Source organism: Citrobacter arsenatis, assembly GCF_004353845.1.
In the GTDB taxonomy this organism is placed as follows: domain Bacteria; phylum Pseudomonadota; class Gammaproteobacteria; order Enterobacterales; family Enterobacteriaceae; genus Citrobacter; species Citrobacter arsenatis.
In genome coordinates this window covers 382227-398872 of record NZ_CP037864.1, presented here as the reverse complement: position 1 = coordinate 398872, position 16646 = coordinate 382227, and the positions used below count along the sequence as shown (strand labels likewise).

The window sequence follows — 16646 nt, the reverse complement described above, 5'->3', positions numbered from 1 at the left end:
ATAAGGCGTTTACGCCGCCATCCGGCAACGCTGTGATTAATTTACGCATCACGCTTCCTCCCTCGCCATGCGCTCAGCAGCGCGCCAAAGACCATTAACAGCCCCCCGCCCCAAATCCAGCGCACGCCGGTCTGCACGTACAAGCGCATGGCATAACGGTCCGCTCCGGTTTTTTCGCCTATTACCGCGTACCAGTCATGCATCAGGTCCCAGCGGATCCCCGGCTCCATCATCTGCTGACGACGCGCAGCATAGAAGCGTCTTTCAGGTTGCAGGCTGCCAATGCGTTTCTCATCCTGCCACAGCGTGATCTGCGCTTTTTCACTGGTGTAGTTACCTTTTGCTTCCAGGTCGAGACGCTCAAAACGGAAAGTGTATCCCGCTAGTTCCACCTGCTGCCCAGGACTCAGATTCAGGCTTATCTCCTGACGACTGCCGCTGGAGAAAACGATCCCCGCCGCAAACACCAGCACCCCGGCATGCGCCAGCAGTGCCGGAAGCTGACAACGAACAGGTACTTTGCGACTTCTGACCGTTGCCAGCACAATAACCAGCAGCATTAACAGGCCAAAGGGCAGCGTGGCGCGGTTAAAATACGGAGCGCCCACAGAGAGCCGACCCCAGCCGAACAACCCGTAAATCATCGGATAGAGGGTGCCAATCAGCACGATCAGCAGCACCGCGCAAAAAAGTAATAACGCGACCAGAATCAGCATCTCGCGTGACCAGCCGCTAAAACGCGCACTCTGGCGAATTTGTTGGCCTCGCCAGGCGTACAGCGCGAGCGACGCCAGGCTCAATACGCTAAACAGCGCAAACAGCGGTGCGGCGCGAACGTTATCCAGCGCGAAAGCGTGCACCGAAACGAGAATGCCGGAACGCACAATCAGCGTCCCGAGCAGCGATAAAATCAGCGTGACGATCGCCAACAGCAGCGACCAGTGGCGGAAGATCCCGCGCTGGCATGTGATGTACAGGCTATGCAACAGCGCGCTGGCGGAAAGCCAGGGTAATAAAGAAGCGTTTTCAACCGGGTCCCAGAACCACCAGCCGCCCCAGCCCAGCTCGCAGTAGGCCCACCAGGAGCCGAGGATAATCCCCAGCGTCAGCGCGCACCAGCCAGGCAGCGCCCAGCGCCAGCACACCCAGGCGCTTTGCGCATTAAAGTCACCACGTAGCAACGAGGCCAGCGCCACACCTGCCGCCACCATCAGGCCACCGTAACCCAGGTATAGCAGCGGCGGGTGGAGGATTAACCCGAGATGTTGCAGCATCGGATTAAGGTCGCGCCCTTCAATGGCTGGCGGGAAGATACGCACGAACGGATCGGACCATACCACCACAAACAGCAGCAGCAGGGCCGTTATCATGGAAAGGACGCTGAGCGTCAGTGGAAACAGCGCGTCGGAATCATGCCGATAGCGAAAAGCGAACAGCGCGCTCCAGCCGGAAAGAAACAGCACCCACAGCAGCAGCGATCCTTCATGCCCGCCCCACACCGCCGCCAGTTTTAATCCCCACGGCAGCAGGCTGTAGCTGTGTTGAGCAACGTAAACCACCGAAAAGTCGCTGGTCAAAAAGCTAAATACCAGAATGGCAAAAGCCAGCAGCAGCAGAGTAAATTGCACCCATGCGCCCACGCTTGCCAGACGCATCACGCCTTGCCAGCGCTGGCGGACACCCACCAACACAGCAAGCGGGGTCAACACATTGACCCCGAGGCTTAATAACAGCGCCAGAAAACCGGCTTCAGGAAGGAGAACGTCCAGATATCACCTTACGCAACGGTTAGCTGACCCGCATAGAGTATAAAAAAGCGCAGCAACAGCACGCCGGTCAGACTGGCGCCACACACTGCCAGCACGCCATGAAACGTCGAACTGCGGTTGGCCCAGGGTTTTAGCAGCATCGGCAATACCAATCCAAGTCCTGCCACGCCAAGCCAGAACCACCAGGTCCAGAATCCGCCGCCCAGAGCCGCCGCCAGCGCACGCATTTTTCCGTCATCGCCCAGCGCCAGACCAACAAAGAACGCCGCCAGCAGGAAGATCTCCAGCCATACCACCGGGACCTCCATGCGATGCACAAAGTGCGCTTCAGTGCTGTGCGGGTTGCTACGATGGCGTAACGCCATGGCGATCAGCGCCACCGCCGCGCCGGAGGAGATTCCGGAGAACAGGAACAGCACCGGCAGGATCGGGTTATTCAGGAACGGGTAGGATTTCAGCGCCGACAGCAAGAACCCGGTGTACGCCCCGAGCAGGACCGCCAGCACCAGCATTAACGTCTCAAGCGCACGATGGAACGGCGTTATCAGCGTCAGCGCTTTCTGCACTATTCCTAACCGTGGCAGCCAGCGCTGTTGCAGGGCAATCACCTCTTTTTCAAAGATTTTTGCCAGCCACAGCACTAACACCACCATGTACAACTGGAACAGCATGACCCCCATCGACATCACCGAAGTGAAGCTGTAGTGGAACATCAGTTTCCAGAAGGTCCATGGACGCGTCAGGTGGAACACCAGAATTAACAGGCCGAAGATAATCGCCCCCGGCCCTAACACCAGCGTGGTGCGCAGCAGCGTGCTGTCCGAACCGCCCGCCTCCGGATGGAAACGACGCAGTAGAATCGCCAGCGTGACCAGTCCGGCGGAGATGCCAATCAGGAACAGATAGATGGCAATGGGCCAGTCCCATACCAGTGATTCAAAATGAAATGCAGAAGCGGATGTCATTGGCTCACCTCCCCAAATTTAAAGGGAACGCGGTAGACCTTCGGTTTTGTGCCTAACGCCAGCTTGTAACGGTAGGTGGTTTTCTGCTGCAACAAACGAGAGATATCGCTGTTAGGATCGTCCAGATTACCAAACGTCAGCGCCTTCGTCGGGCATGACTCCACGCAGGCGGGCTGTTTGCCCGCTTTCAGGTTGGTTTTCCGGCAGAAATCGCATTTATCCGCCGTTTTGCTCACCGGATGGATAAAGCGCACGCGATAAGGACACGCGGCGATGCAGTACTGGCAGCCAACGCAAAGGTCTGGATTCACATCCACAATGCCGTTGGCGGCATCACGATACGATGCCCCCGTCGGACAGACGTCAACGCAGGGAGCGTGGTCGCAGTGCTGGCACGAGTGACGGAAGAAACGATACTTCACATCAGGAAACGTCCCCTGCGGCTCGCTGCGAATAATCGTCAGTCGCGATACGCCTTCCGGCACGTTGTTGACTTCCCGACAAGCATCCATGCAGGCCGTACAGCCGATGCATAATGACTCATCATGTACCATACCGTAACGCACGCCGTTGATGTTCAGCGTTTTCGCCACAACGCGTCCCGCCGTCCCGCTCACTGCCACCAGCGCGCCGACGCCGGTGATAAACTGGCGACGAGAGCAACTCATGGATGCTCCTTAAGCAACGGTACCGACGCTGGGTTAAAGTTCGGATTGTTACGCTGATCGCTGTGGCAATCGACGCAAATTTTGATCCGTCCTTTATCACTTAGCGTCTGCATCGTGTCTTGCTTCGGATGCAGTGAGTGACAGCTGGCACACGCCACTTTGGTTACGTGGACATCGTGCGGCCAGAACGCTTTTTGCAACTGCTCAGGCAGGTGACAAGACATACAGACGCTGTTCTGCTGCTCCACGTTGTACATCGGCTCATTAAAGCGCATCACATCCTTGACCCCTTCACGGTGGTTTGGTGACGGCTGGCCGTGGCAGTTGGTGCAGGTGACCGGCAGTTTGTTATTCGGGTTGATGACTTCCGCATGCTTACCATGCATGCCTTCGGTATCCGGCTTGTGACAGTCCAGACAGGCGGCATCCGGATTACGCTGTTGGGTAACCGTCCAGCGTTGATCCGGCTCCTGCGGCGTTGGCGTGGCAGTAATTCCACTCAGGCTCCATAACAAGCCTGACGCCAGCACCCCAGCAGTTAATAACGAACGTAATACGCTCATATTCACTCCGTTGAGTTATTCGCCCCTTGCGGGGCGAAATGGGGTTATTGGCTTAACAGACCGTTTTTACGCGCCTGATCTTCCCACTGCGGAATCACCGTTTTGATGAAGTCCTGCTTCTCAGCGTTGATTTGCTGCATGTTCAGACCAATCGCCGCCTGGGCTTTCTCTTTAGTAGAGATATCCGGTAACGGGATTTCATGGGTGATGCCTTTGGTCGCCAGCAGACGGACCAGTTTGGTACGCGCATCGGCGGCTTTATCCATTGCGCTACCCAGCATCCGCAGTCCTTCTTCTGGGGCGTGCATGTGAATGCCGTGTGAGGCGATAGACAGGTCCCAACGCCATTGCGCGTGACGGATATCTTCCAGAATCGGCTTCATTTCCGCTTCGGTCGCGCCCGCATCCCACGCGGCTTTCGCTTCGAAGTGCGCATGTACCAGCTGATCTTCAACCTTGATTTTCAGGTCATGGATGGCCTGTTTACGCTCGGCGACCACTTTTTGCAGGGACGCTTTGTCCTGGGTGTGGCAGTTCGCGCAGGTCTGAGCGAAGTTATCGAACGGGTTGCCAATCTTATGGTCGGTGTAGATCTTGCCTTCCGCGTTTTGCACTTTCGGCATGTGACAGTCGATACAGGTCACGTTGTTTTTGCCGTGGATACCTGCGCTCCAGGTTTCATATTCCGGGTGCTGCGCTTTCAGCATCGGCGTTTTAGACAGGGAGTTGGTCCAGTCAGAGAAGGCGATGGTGTCGTAGTATTTCTCCATGTTCTCGACTTTCATGCCGTCGTCCCACGGGAATTTAACGGCTTTGTTTTTACCGTCGAAGTAGTATTCCACGTGGCACTGGCCGCAGACCATGGATTGCTGGTCAAAGCGACCGGCTTTCTCAAACGGTTTGCCGATCGCTTCCATCGCGCGTTCTGCATAAGGACGCGACAGCGTCAGTTCTGGCTTGCCTTTGGCGAAGTCCGCCGATGCGGTGTTATGGCAATCTGCACAACCGAGGTTGTTAACAATTTCCGGACCGCCGCGCGCCCATTTTCCGTGGAAGTAGCCATCTTCACCGTCTTTCTGGATAAGACGCGCTACGTCCGGGCTTTTGCAGCTCCAGCAGGCCATCGGCAGCGGACCATCTTCAGCCGTTTTTGGTGCGCCGGTACGTAAGGTTTCACGCACATCGGTCACGGCATATGCGTGTCCACGCGGTTTGTTGTAATCGCGCGAGAAGGGATATCCCGCCCACAGAATCACCAGACGCGGATCTTCTGCCAGCGCATCTTCACGGGCTGATTGCTCAGACGTGGCTTTCCAGGAGAGATATTGATCGGGATGCTGAGGAGCGAAGGTTTCATTCTTCGCTTCAACGGTGACGGTTTTTGCGGGTACAGGAGTTTGTTCAGCGTGAACAGCAGAGATAAATAATAAAGGTAATAACAGGCTGAAGAAACGGCGTACGCGTGATTTTATCCTTGCCATAGGGGTCTCATCCAGATGACGCCATTATCTGCAATGGCGGTTCTTTTATTGTTTTCCATAACAGCAACCACACGAATACTGTCATGACATTGCTCCACCCTATTTGTAACAAGAAACCACACTGAAAATGTTGTCTTTAATCAATTGTAAGTGTATGTAAAATACCACTTTAGAGTTATAACCCCCCTCAAATCTCTCACTCTTTGGCCTAATTAAGAGACAGATCACCTTTTCAATAATCTTTTAGATAACCCCATGTTATCGCGAGAATTAATCAATTTTTGCTAGCTCCCTTCAAAATTCAGTTTGTCGCTAATTTGCACAATTCGTTTATTGCGTGATCTGCCGCCCAAATACTAAACAAAACTCTCAAAGCCCCTACATTTAACGTTTATGCGACATATTATTAACATCCTACAAGGAGAACAAAAGCCATGAGCCAAATACATAAACACGCTATTCCCGCAAACATTGCGGATCGTTGCCTGATAAATCCGGAGCAGTACGCAGAGAAGTACCAGCAGTCTGTTAACGAACCCGACACATTTTGGGGCGAGCAGGGAAAGATTCTTGATTGGATCAAGCCGTACAGCCAGGTGAAGAACACCTCGTTTGCGCCAGGCAACGTGTCTATTAAATGGTATGAAGACGGCACGCTGAATCTGGCAGCAAACTGCCTTGATCGCCACCTACAGGAAAACGGCGATCGTACCGCCATCATCTGGGAAGGCGATGACGCCACCCAAAGCAAAAACATTACCTATCGCGAACTGCATCGCGATGTTTGTCGTTTCGCCAATACGTTACTGAATTTAGGCATTAAAAAAGGTGACGTGGTGGCCATTTATATGCCGATGGTGCCGGAAGCTGCGGTTGCCATGCTGGCCTGCGCCCGTATTGGCGCGGTGCATTCGGTCATTTTCGGTGGATTCTCACCGGAAGCCGTCGCCGGACGTATTATCGACTCCAATTCACGCCTGGTGATTACAGCCGACGAAGGCGTGCGCGCCGGACGCGCTATCCCACTGAAAAAGAACGTCGATGATGCGCTGAAAAATCCAAACGTGAAAACCGTTGAGCATGTGGTCGTCCTCAAACGTACCGGTGGCAAAACGGAGTGGCAGGAAGGCCGTGACCTGTGGTGGTCCGATCTTATCGAGAAAGCCAGCCCGGAACATCAGCCGGAAGAGATGAACGCGGAAGATCCGCTGTTTATCCTGTATACCTCCGGTTCAACGGGTAAACCGAAAGGCGTGCTGCACACCACCGGCGGGTATCTGGTCTACGCCGCAACCACCTTTAAGTACGTGTTTGATTACCATCAGGGCGATATCTATTGGTGTACCGCTGACGTAGGTTGGGTAACCGGACACAGCTACCTGCTGTACGGTCCGCTGGCCTGCGGCGCAACCACGCTGATGTTTGAAGGCGTGCCAAACTGGCCAACGCCTGCGCGTATGTCGCAGGTTGTGGACAAGCACCAGGTCAATATTCTGTACACCGCACCGACCGCCATCCGCGCCCTGATGGCTGAAGGCGACAAAGCGATTGAAGGTACTGACCGTTCGTCGCTGCGTATCCTGGGTTCCGTTGGCGAGCCGATCAACCCGGAAGCATGGGAGTGGTACTGGAAGAAGATCGGCAACGAAAAATGCCCGGTCGTCGATACCTGGTGGCAGACCGAAACCGGGGGATTCATGATCACCCCGCTGCCGGGCGCTACCGAGCTGAAAGCAGGTTCCGCAACCCGTCCGTTCTTTGGCGTACAGCCTGCGATTGTCGATAACGAAGGTAATCCGCTGGAAGGCGCGACCGAAGGCAACCTGGTGATTATCGACTCGTGGCCGGGCCAGGCGAGAACGCTGTTTGGCGATCACGAACGCTTTGAGCAAACCTACTTCTCTACCTTCAAGAATATGTACTTCAGCGGCGACGGTGCGCGTCGTGACGAAGATGGCTATTACTGGATCACTGGTCGTGTGGACGATGTGCTGAACGTCTCCGGTCACCGTCTGGGAACGGCAGAAATCGAATCGGCGCTGGTGTCGCATCCGAAGATTGCTGAAGCCGCAGTGGTCGGTATCCCGCATAACATTAAAGGTCAGGCGATCTACGCCTACGTCACGCTGAATCACGGTGAAGAGCCATCACCTGAATTGTACGCCGAGGTTCGCAACTGGGTGCGTAAAGAAATTGGTCCGTTAGCAACGCCAGACGTGCTGCACTGGACCGACTCACTGCCGAAAACCCGCTCCGGCAAAATCATGCGCCGTATTCTGCGTAAAATCGCGGCGGGCGATACCAGCAATCTGGGCGATACCTCAACCCTCGCCGACCCAGGCGTGGTAGAGAAACTGCTCGAAGAGAAGCAGGCCATCGCGATGCCATCATAACAAAGTCCTGAAAATGCCGGATGCCGACGCGGAAGCGTCTTATCCGGCCTACAAATTTGACCCTACCCTCTCTTTATCGGGGGGGAAATATAAAAACCCTCCCCCAAAGGATTTCGTGTTACAGGAAGGCGGCAAGCGAGCACATCCCCAGGAGCATAGGCAACTATGTGACTGGGGTGGGCGAGTGCGGCCAACGAACCTGTAGCACGAAAGACGAAGGGGATATCTCTGGAGACTCTGTGATGAATGACTCTATTTATCAGCGGATAGAAGACAGTGCGCGTTTCAGGGAGTTAGTTGAAAAACGGCAACGGTTTGCCACCATTCTGTCCATCATCATGCTGGCAGTTTATATCAGCTTTATTTTATTAATTGCCTTTGCGCCGGGCTGGCTGGGTACTCCGCTACACGCGGGAACCAGCGTCACCCGCGGTATTCCAATTGGGGTCGGTGTGATCCTTATTTCCTTTATCCTGACCGGGATCTACATCTGGCGGGCAAACGGTGAATTCGATCGCCTGAACAATGCGGTTCTGCACGAGGTTAAAGCATCATGAAGAGAGTCCTGACGGCGCTTGCCGCCACGCTGCCCTTCGCCGCAAACGCGGCGGATGCTATTAGCGGAGCAGTCCAACGCCAGCCAACCAACTGGCAGGCGATTGTTATGTTCCTGATTTTCGTCATTTTTACGCTCGGCATTACCTACTGGGCGTCTAAACGCGTGCGTTCGCGGAATGACTACTACACCGCTGGCGGTAACATCACCGGTTTCCAGAACGGGCTGGCGATTGCGGGCGACTATATGTCTGCTGCATCGTTCCTCGGGATTTCCGCGCTGGTCTTTACCTCCGGTTATGACGGGCTGATTTACTCGCTCGGCTTCCTGGTCGGCTGGCCAATTATCCTGTTCCTGATTGCTGAGCGTTTGCGTAACCTGGGTCGTTACACCTTTGCAGACGTGGCTTCTTATCGCCTGAAGCAAGGGCCAATCCGTATTCTCTCGGCCTGTGGTTCCCTGGTGGTGGTCGCGCTGTACCTGATCGCCCAGATGGTCGGCGCAGGTAAGCTGATTGAGCTGCTATTTGGTCTGAACTATCACATCGCCGTCGTACTGGTTGGCGTGCTGATGATGATGTACGTTCTGTTTGGCGGCATGTTGGCGACCACCTGGGTACAGATCATCAAAGCCGTTCTGTTGCTGTTCGGCGCCAGCTTTATGGCCTTCATGGTGATGAAGCACGTTGGCTTTAGCTTCAACAACCTGTTCACCGAAGCGATGGCGGTACACCCGAAAGGTTCAGCCATTATGAGTCCGGGCGGGCTGGTTAAAGACCCGATCTCCGCGCTGTCGTTAGGTCTTGGTCTGATGTTTGGTACGGCAGGCTTGCCGCACATCCTGATGCGTTTCTTCACGGTCAGCGATGCCCGCGAAGCGCGTAAGAGCGTGTTCTATGCCACCGGTTTTATGGGTTATTTCTACATCCTGACCTTTATCATCGGCTTTGGCGCAATCATGCTGGTAGGGGCTAATCCGGCCTACAAAGACGCTGCTGGCGCGTTGATCGGCGGTAACAACATGGCGGCGGTTCACCTGGCGAACGCGGTGGGCGGTAACCTGTTCCTCGGCTTCATCTCAGCAGTGGCCTTTGCCACCATTCTGGCGGTGGTTGCCGGCCTGACGCTGGCGGGTGCATCGGCAGTTTCTCATGACCTGTACGCCAACGTGTTCCGCAAAGGCGCAACCGAACGTGAAGAGCTGCGAGTCTCGAAAATCACCGTACTGGTGCTGGGCGTGATTGCTATTCTGCTCGGCGTGCTGTTTGAGAACCAGAACATCGCCTTCATGGTCGGCCTGGCATTTGCTATCGCGGCCAGCTGCAACTTCCCCATCATTCTGCTCTCCATGTACTGGTCAAAACTGACCACGCGTGGCGCGATGATGGGCGGCTGGTTAGGTCTGCTAACGGCGGTGGTGCTGATGGTGCTTGGCCCGACGATTTGGGTGCAGATCCTCGGCCACGAAAAAGCCATTTTCCCGTATGAGTATCCGGCGCTGTTCTCCATTAGCGTAGCATTCCTCGGGATTTGGTTCTTCTCTGCTACCGACAACTCAGAAGAAGGCAATCGCGAACGCGAGCAGTTCCGTGCTCAGTTCATCCGTTCCCAGACCGGGTACGGCGTAGAACAAGGTCGCGCGCACTAATCTTCCCTCTCCTCCGGCTTCCGGGCCGGAGGATTACTGCCTTTCTCAGAACATCAGTCTCGCCACCAGCGGCGCTACCAGCACCATCACCACGCCGGAAAGCATCATCACCAGACTGGCGACCACGCCCTCCTGCTGACCCAGCTCATAAGAGCGCGCCGTGCCTGCGCCATGCGATGCTGCGCCAAAACCCGCGCCTTTCGCCATTCCTTCGCGAATGGAAAGTCGTAAAAACAGCACATCGCCAACCGCCATACCAAATACACCGGTCACCACCACGAACAATGCCACCAGGTCCGGCTGCCCGCCCAACGGCTCTGCCGCCGCCAGCGCAAACGGCGTAGTGACAGAGCGTACCGCCAGACTGCGTTGGATTTCATCAGGCAACATAAACAGACGCGCCAGCCATACGGAACTGGTGACGGCTACCAGCGTTGCCGTCACCACGCCCGCCGTCAACGACATCCAGTGGCGCTTAATCACGGCGAGATTGTCATAAACCGGAACGGCAAAGGCGATGGTCGCAGGTCCTAACAACCACAGCAGCCAGTGTGATTCACCAATATAGTTTTGCCAGGAGATATGCCCAAAGACCAGCATCAGCACCAATAGCGCCGGAGTGAGCACTAACGGCATCAATGGTAATTTACGAAAACGGCGATACAGGCGCTTATTGGCAAAATAGATGCCCAGCGTAATCACCAGACACAGCACGCTTAGCTGAAAATTACTCACGGTTTAGCCTGCTCATTTCATAGCGATACACTTTATCTACCACCCACGCCGTTGCGCCAAGCACCATCAGCGTACTTAGCGCAATGACGGAAAATATGCGCCAGCCATCGACCAACAACAGCTGCGTGTAGTTGACGACTGCAACCACCGCCGGGACAAAAAACAGCAGCATTTCAGCCAGTAACCAGCGAGCGCCAGCGCGGATCCAGTTCAGCGGGATAACCCGACAGACAATCAACGCCAACATCAGCACCATCCCGACCAGGTTGGCAGGAAGCGGCAGATGCAGCCAGGAGACAAGATATTGAGCAAATACAAATAGACCTGCGTACAACAGAACCTGAACGGGTATCTGAAGTCGATGAATAACGGCAGGCGTCACGCGGCTTATCGCCACAGCCATGAGGGTATGTCCTTAAAAAATAGAGAGAGCAAGTATAGAGAGCCACCATGCAGGACTGAAATGAATTAAACTCATTGCAGGCATAGTCTTAAGGAATAATCATGGATATCAGAACGCTGCGCTATTTTGTTGAGGTAGTTCGTCAGCAGAGCTTTACCCGCGCAGCGGAGAAGCTTTTTGTCACCCAACCCACCATCAGCAAGATGTTGAAGAACCTTGAAGACGAGCTTAACTGCACGCTGTTAATCCGCGACGGTCGGCGGCTGTTGTTAACCGATACCGGGCAGGTCGTTTTCGAACGTGGTCTGGCGATCCTTGCCGAGTTTCGCCAGCTCGAAGCAGAACTCAGCGACATTAATCACCTCAACAAGGGCGTGCTGCGCCTCGGTATCCCGCCCATGGTCGGTATGTTGATGGCCGGGCCTATCAGCCTGTTTCGCCAGCGCTATCCTGGCGTTGAGCTGAAGGTATCTGAATTTGGCGGCTTAACCGTCCAGCAGGCGGTGATGAATGGCGATCTGGATGTCGCGATGACCGCGCTGCCGGTTGAAGAAGAGAGCGGTCTGGCAACCTTACCGCTTTTTAGCCATCCGCTGTGCGTGCTGGTCCCCCGCTCCGGTCAATGGACAACATGCGACTCCATTTCCCCTGAGGCTTTAGCGGAACATCCGCTGCTTATCTATAACGAAGATTTCGCGTTGAGCCGCCAATTGCTTGAGCTTTTTAGCCAGCACAACGTTAAGCCCCGCATCGCGGTACGCAGCGGGCAGTGGGATTTTCTGGCGGCAATGGTGCAAGCCGGAGTCGGGATCGCCATTTTACCGGAACCTATTTGCCAGCGCCTGGATAAGCAAACGCTGCGCTGGATCCCCCTGGAGAGCGATTTACGCTGGCAGTTAGGAATGATTTGGCGTGATGGCGTATATCTGTCGCACAGCGCCCAGGCGTGGCTCAAATGTTGTGAAGGATTTTGGCTAACGCAAGAGTCATAAAATGCCGGATGCGGCTAACGCCTTATCCGGCCTACATCGCGATTACCGATTTTGTAGGCCTGATAAGCGTAGCGCATCAGGTACAATCTTCGCCGGATGCGGCTAACGCCTTATCCGGCCTACATCGCTATTACCGGTTTTGTAGGCCTGATAAGCGTAGCGCATCAGGCACGTTCTCCCACATTAAAATCCATTATTTCACCGGCCCAATTTTGCGGGTACAAACCACGCCTCACGTCGCGATGAAATGTTGAAAATGGCCAGGCATGTACCTGTTTAACCCAACAGTGCTTCACCGGGTTAATGTAAATATAATCAACATGCTGGCGATAATCGTGCTCATCACGGATGGTGTGCTCCCAAAAGCGAGATTGCCAGATATGTCGTGCAGACAATGAGTGGGTGAAATGCTTCTTAATGTCCCGCCAGCGAGAGGAAAAATCCGCATCATTGTCAGGTAACGTCCATATACAATGCATATGCTCCGGTAATACGACCCACGCATTGATCCGAAATGGTCTAGCCGTTTTGACCGCAGCGATTGCACAACGAAGCGCGTGAATGTTGGCTGTCAGAAGATGGCTTCGACGGTCCTGTAGGTTCACCGTAAAAAACCAGGTTCCCCCATTGATATAATTTCGTCGATAGTTGGACATGTTTCCCCCCTTTCCTCAACCGTATGGAGAAAAGAGGGAATCGACAAGAGAGATGGATTCATTCAGGAAAGCCGCTCGCAAATTACACGATGAATAATTTTTTGCAGCGGCTGCGCGCCATCAGGCACACCCGTTTATTGGTTCTCGATCAACAACGCTTCCAGCAAATCCAGATCGTGCAGCAGCTTTTGCAGCGTCTCATTGCTGATTTCCCGCGTGGCGCGCAGGTGATAAAGCTCCGCGCGCTCTGAGCGCAGCGCTGCCAGACGGAAACGTCGCTCGAGGTTTTCTTCCTGCATCGAGCTTTCCACGTCGTTGCGTCCGTCGGCGCGTCGACGCAGGTTACCGATGACACGTGAACTCACCTCGGTGAGCAACTGGTTATCGATGTTCTCTTCGCTGTCCGCAGCCAGACGCTCCTCCATTTTCTGGATGGCGACAATCGCCACTTCCGCCGTAGCTGCGCGGGCAATACGTTCCTCTTTCTGCTGCTGCGAATGGTCTGCCACTTCCAGATGCTGTAGCAGAATCGGCAACATCACCACGCCAACAAACAGCGAGAACAGAATCACGCCCGCGGCCAGGAAGATCAGCTCATATCGCGCCGGGAAGCCGCTACCATCCGGTAGCAACAGCGGAATGGAGAGCACACCGGCGAGGGTAATCGCCCCACGCACGCCCGCAAACGAGGCAATCAGGATTTCACGCGTCGTCCAGGATCCAAACTCCATCGGTTTTTTCTTCAGGAAGCGCAGGCTGAACTTCTTCATGGTCCACAACCAGCCAAAACGTACCAGCATCAGCGCCACGTAAATCAGCACGATATCGGTAAACAGCATCCAGATTTCAACATTCGGGTCAGCTTCTGCCGCTGCCAAAGAAGACTCCAGAATGCCCGGCAACTGCAGCCCTAACAGCAAGAACACCATACCGTTAAACACAAACTCCAGCATCGCCCAGGTACTGTTAGCACGCAAACGCATCGCCAGCGGCGCGCGACGCATCACCCCGGAACGGGTAATCGTCATCCCGGCAGCGACCGCCGCGAGGATGCCGGAGACACCAATGTGTTCCGCAATCAGGTAAGACGCAAACGGCAGCAGGAACAGCAGAACGATTTGCGTTGCCGGTTCATCGCCACCCCAGCGGCTGAGAAAACGCAGGGAGCGCCCGTACAACCAACTGACGACAAAACCGGCCAGGATACCGCCAATCGCAACCTTGAAGAATTCAAGCGTTGCGCCACCAACGGTAAACACCATCGTGCCCATCGCCACGGCGACGGCAAATTTTAATGACACCAGGCCGGAGGCATCGTTCATCAACGCTTCGCCCTGCAGAATACCCATAATTTTCTTCGGTATGCGTCCCTCCCCCACAATGCCGGAAAGCGCCACGGCATCGGTTGGTGACAGGACGGCGGCCAGCGCAAAGGCCGGGATGAGAGGGATCCCCGGCACCAGCCAGTAAATCATAAAGCCAATCCCGACCACCGTGACCAGCACCAGCGCCAGCGCAAGGCCGAAGATCTCTCGCCCGTGCTCGAGAAACTCACGTGTTGGCGTCTTCCAACCATCGGCAAAGAGCAGTGGCGGGATGAAGAGAACCAGAAACAGCTCAGGATCGAATTCCACATGCAAACCAAACGTCGGCCACGCCAGCAAGGCGCCGATGGCGATCTGCATAAGGGGTAAAGGGAGTTGGAAGGGCAATACGCGAGTAAATACCCCCGACAGCGAGACCACAAGGGTCATGATGAGTATGGTGAAAAAGATTTCCATGCGTTCCCTGTTTGCGATGTTTCTTATGATTGCTAATGAGAGGCGTCGTGCCTCAATTCTATCTACTTGAGAGTAACGCAAAAGACAACGAGTGTGTTCTGAAAATAAAAACGGGCGGCCAAAGCCACCCGTTTTAAGGATCTTCAGCGGATGAGGATCAGATAGCCCAACCACCAGCGTAGAAGGCCACCAGCGCGATGGCAATGACCACCGTACCGATGTTCAATTTGCGCCATTCGCCAGAGACGATACGGCCAATCACCAGGGTAGCAAAGCCAATCATAATGCCGGTAACGATGTTACAGGTCAGCACGATAAATACGGCCGTTACCAGTCCCGCCATAGCGTCGACAAAGTCAGCAAAGTCGATTTTCGCGACGTTGCTCAGCATCAACAGACCCACATACATCAGCGCAGGCGCCGTTGCGTACACAGGAACAAGATAAGAGAGCGGAGAAAGGAACAGGATCAGCAGGAACAGTACGCCAACGGTGATCGCCGTCAGACCGGTTTTACCGCCTGCCGCCGTACCCGCTGCGGATTCAATATAAACTGCCGCCGGAGCAGCCCCCACCAGACCAGAGAACACGCTGCTCAGTGAGTCGGTGGTCAGCGCTTTGCCACCGTCAATAATCTGTCCGTCTTTATCCAGCAGGTTCGCCTGTCCGGCCACCGCGCGGATGGTTCCGGTCGCATCGAAGACAGCGGTCATGACCAGCGCCAGCACGCTCGGCAGTACGATCGGATTCAGCGCGCCCATAATATCCAGGCTGCCAATCAGCGAGTTACCATTCTCGTCACTCAGCGACGGCATGGCAAAAATACCGGAGAAATGTACGGCTGGGTCAAAAATCAGGCCGACGATGGAAATACCGATAATGGTCAGCAGGATGCCGCCCGGTACTTTCAGTTTTTCGAGACCAATAATCACCGCCAGACCAATCAGCGACATGATCACCGGGAAGGTATCGAAGTCGCCCAGCGCAACCGGCAGGCCGTCCAGCGGGTTTTTAATCACCAGACCAACGCCGTTTGCCGCAATCAGCAGCAGGAACAGGCCGATACCAATCCCCGTACCGTGCGCAACTCCCTGCGGTAGATTGCGCAGGATCCAGCTACGAATACCAGTCGCGGAGATGATGGTAAACAGGACACCCATCAGGAATACTGCGCCGAGAGCAACGGGCACGCTGATATGTTGGCCCAGTACCAGACTGAATGCGGTAAACGCGGTCAGAGAAATGGCACAGCCAATCGCCAGCGGCAGATTTGCCCACAGCCCCATCACAATAGAACCGACGCCCGCGACCAGACAGGTCGCCACAAATACAGCGGCAGGCGGGAAACCAGCTTTCCCCAGCATCCCCGGAACTACGATAACGGAGTAGACCATGGCCAGGAAGGTCGTTAATCCGGCAACGACTTCCTGACGAACGGTACTGCCGCGGAGCGAAATTTTAAACCAGGCGTCGAGTGAGCCGCCGGTACGCGCTGAAGGCGTAGACATAGAAAACATCCCCTGAGAGTTTATTTTTTCGTCATTATGCGTGCTGGACAATCCACTGCCTGCTAAACGTTTTCTCCATGTGCCAGGTTTGCGTCAATAGGGGTGTCGCAAAAAAGCAAACGTTTAGCTCCGCGCATAAAAAACGGGTGGTAAAAAAAGCAAACGATTATCCAGCGATCTTACGCTGGTTTTCAACCGAACTTTGCCGCTTTTTACTCATTTCTTCTTATAACGCGCAATAAATAATCAGTCGATGCGCAAACGTTATCGTCAATGCGCAATTTGGCAACAAATTTCGCGGAGTTATTACAACATCGGAGTGCCTATTTCGCGCAACTCGCGCAAGAAAACAGGTGAAGATGCGGGAAATTTTTTGGCTAAAAAATCATCATTTCACTGGCAAATGGAGAGAGGTGGCTTACACTTACATTATCAACACAGGCCGGAACCTCCCCTAATGTGCTCGACTGAGGGGTGTTGATGTCGGGGGAAACCCTCCCGTGAACCAGCGGGATAGAGTGAAAGACAAA

The 16646-nt window shown here is 54.7% G+C and carries 14 protein-coding genes; 4 read left to right on the top strand and 10 right to left on the bottom strand.

All coding sequences use genetic code 11. The features are described 5' to 3' along the window. Positions 1 to 41: 41 nt before the first annotated feature. From E1B03_RS02855 to nrfA, 5 genes are read right to left on the bottom strand one after another with little or no spacing between them, the layout of a single operon-like run. Positions 42 to 1769, bottom strand: coding sequence for a heme lyase CcmF/NrfE family subunit (locus tag E1B03_RS02855; protein WP_103771860.1), 1728 nt, complete (start codon positions 1767 to 1769; stop codon positions 42 to 44). 8 nt (positions 1770 to 1777) lie between these two features. Beyond that, positions 1778 to 2734 carry a cytochrome c nitrite reductase subunit NrfD gene (gene nrfD / locus E1B03_RS02850; RefSeq protein WP_133085654.1) on the bottom strand — a complete coding sequence of 319 codons (957 nt, stop codon included), beginning with the start codon at positions 2732 to 2734 and terminating at the stop codon, positions 1778 to 1780. Beyond that, entirely contained in the window at positions 2731 to 3402 is a 672-nt protein-coding gene (gene nrfC / locus E1B03_RS02845) for a cytochrome c nitrite reductase Fe-S protein (RefSeq protein ID WP_005132585.1), read from the bottom strand. The genes nrfD and nrfC overlap by 4 nt, the downstream gene beginning before the upstream one ends. Continuing rightward, the gene (gene nrfB / locus E1B03_RS02840; protein ID WP_103771858.1) at positions 3399 to 3965 is read right to left on the bottom strand and encodes a cytochrome c nitrite reductase pentaheme subunit; all 567 of its coding nucleotides are present in this window, start codon (positions 3963 to 3965) and stop codon (positions 3399 to 3401) included. The genes nrfC and nrfB overlap by 4 nt, the downstream gene beginning before the upstream one ends. Positions 3966 to 4009: 44 nt before the next feature. Next, entirely contained in the window at positions 4010 to 5446 is a 1437-nt protein-coding gene (gene nrfA, locus E1B03_RS02835) for an ammonia-forming nitrite reductase cytochrome c552 subunit (protein ID WP_103771857.1), read from the bottom strand. A gap of 434 nt (positions 5447 to 5880) precedes the next feature. Between nrfA and acs the strand changes: the two genes are divergently transcribed. The 3 genes from acs (at position 5881) to actP (ending at position 10042) form a co-directional block, all read left to right on the top strand. Then, positions 5881 to 7839 carry an acetate--CoA ligase gene (gene acs / locus E1B03_RS02830; RefSeq protein ID WP_103771856.1) on the top strand — a complete coding sequence of 653 codons (1959 nt, stop codon included), beginning with the start codon at positions 5881 to 5883 and terminating at the stop codon, positions 7837 to 7839. Positions 7840 to 8081: 242 nt separating this feature from the next. Next, on the top strand, positions 8082 to 8396 hold the full coding sequence (locus E1B03_RS02825) for a DUF485 domain-containing protein (protein ID WP_016155370.1): 315 nt from the start codon (positions 8082 to 8084) through the stop codon (positions 8394 to 8396). Then, the gene (gene actP / locus E1B03_RS02820) at positions 8393 to 10042 is read left to right on the top strand and encodes a cation/acetate symporter ActP (protein ID WP_103771854.1); all 1650 of its coding nucleotides are present in this window, start codon (positions 8393 to 8395) and stop codon (positions 10040 to 10042) included. Before E1B03_RS02825 ends, actP begins: the two co-directional genes overlap by 4 nt. A 45-nt stretch (positions 10043 to 10087) precedes the next feature. Here actP and E1B03_RS02815 read toward each other — a convergent pair whose 3' ends face one another. Beyond that, positions 10088 to 10777: an LrgB family protein gene (locus tag E1B03_RS02815; RefSeq protein WP_003031745.1), complete on the bottom strand. Its 690-nt coding sequence runs from the start codon at positions 10775 to 10777 to the stop codon at positions 10088 to 10090. Beyond that, positions 10770 to 11180 carry a CidA/LrgA family protein gene (locus E1B03_RS02810; RefSeq protein ID WP_103771853.1) on the bottom strand — a complete coding sequence of 137 codons (411 nt, stop codon included), beginning with the start codon at positions 11178 to 11180 and terminating at the stop codon, positions 10770 to 10772. The genes E1B03_RS02815 and E1B03_RS02810 overlap by 8 nt, the downstream gene beginning before the upstream one ends. A 101-nt stretch (positions 11181 to 11281) precedes the next feature. Here E1B03_RS02810 and E1B03_RS02805 point away from each other — a divergent pair, with 101 nt between their 5' ends. After that, positions 11282 to 12172, top strand: coding sequence for a LysR family transcriptional regulator (locus E1B03_RS02805; RefSeq protein WP_133085653.1), 891 nt, complete (start codon positions 11282 to 11284; stop codon positions 12170 to 12172). Between the two features lie 164 nt (positions 12173 to 12336). Here E1B03_RS02805 and E1B03_RS02800 read toward each other — a convergent pair whose 3' ends face one another. The 3 genes from E1B03_RS02800 to ghxP form a co-directional block, all read right to left on the bottom strand. Next, complete coding sequence (locus E1B03_RS02800; RefSeq protein ID WP_133085652.1) at positions 12337 to 12828, bottom strand: REP-associated tyrosine transposase; 492 nt, start codon at positions 12826 to 12828, stop codon at positions 12337 to 12339. A 134-nt stretch (positions 12829 to 12962) separates the two neighbouring features. Next, on the bottom strand, positions 12963 to 14609 hold the full coding sequence (locus E1B03_RS02795) for a Na+/H+ antiporter (RefSeq protein WP_103771850.1): 1647 nt from the start codon (positions 14607 to 14609) through the stop codon (positions 12963 to 12965). Between the two features lie 157 nt (positions 14610 to 14766). After that, complete coding sequence (gene ghxP / locus E1B03_RS02785) at positions 14767 to 16116, bottom strand: guanine/hypoxanthine transporter GhxP (protein ID WP_043018086.1); 1350 nt, start codon at positions 16114 to 16116, stop codon at positions 14767 to 14769. Between the last annotated feature and the right edge of the window lie 530 nt (positions 16117 to 16646).

Bases quoted from the DNA above. Each gene is read 5' to 3' on its own strand.
- nrfD (WP_133085654.1), bottom strand. From the start codon at position 2,734: ATGACATCCGCTTCTGCATTTCATTTTGAATCACTGGTATGGGACTGG.
- nrfC (WP_005132585.1), bottom strand. From the start codon at position 3,402: ATGAGTTGCTCTCGTCGCCAGTTTATCACCGGCGTCGGCGCGCTGGTG.
- nrfB (WP_103771858.1), bottom strand. From the start codon at position 3,965: ATGAGCGTATTACGTTCGTTATTAACTGCTGGGGTGCTGGCGTCAGGC.
- nrfA (WP_103771857.1), bottom strand. From the start codon at position 5,446: ATGGCAAGGATAAAATCACGCGTACGCCGTTTCTTCAGCCTGTTATTA.
- acs (WP_103771856.1), top strand. From the start codon at position 5,881: ATGAGCCAAATACATAAACACGCTATTCCCGCAAACATTGCGGATCGT.
- E1B03_RS02825 (WP_016155370.1), top strand. From the start codon at position 8,082: ATGAATGACTCTATTTATCAGCGGATAGAAGACAGTGCGCGTTTCAGG.
- actP (WP_103771854.1), top strand. From the start codon at position 8,393: ATGAAGAGAGTCCTGACGGCGCTTGCCGCCACGCTGCCCTTCGCCGCA.
- E1B03_RS02810 (WP_103771853.1), bottom strand. From the start codon at position 11,180: ATGGCTGTGGCGATAAGCCGCGTGACGCCTGCCGTTATTCATCGACTT.
- E1B03_RS02805 (WP_133085653.1), top strand. From the start codon at position 11,282: ATGGATATCAGAACGCTGCGCTATTTTGTTGAGGTAGTTCGTCAGCAG.
- E1B03_RS02800 (WP_133085652.1), bottom strand. From the start codon at position 12,828: ATGTCCAACTATCGACGAAATTATATCAATGGGGGAACCTGGTTTTTT.
- E1B03_RS02795 (WP_103771850.1), bottom strand. From the start codon at position 14,609: ATGGAAATCTTTTTCACCATACTCATCATGACCCTTGTGGTCTCGCTG.
- ghxP (WP_043018086.1), bottom strand. From the start codon at position 16,116: ATGTCTACGCCTTCAGCGCGTACCGGCGGCTCACTCGACGCCTGGTTT.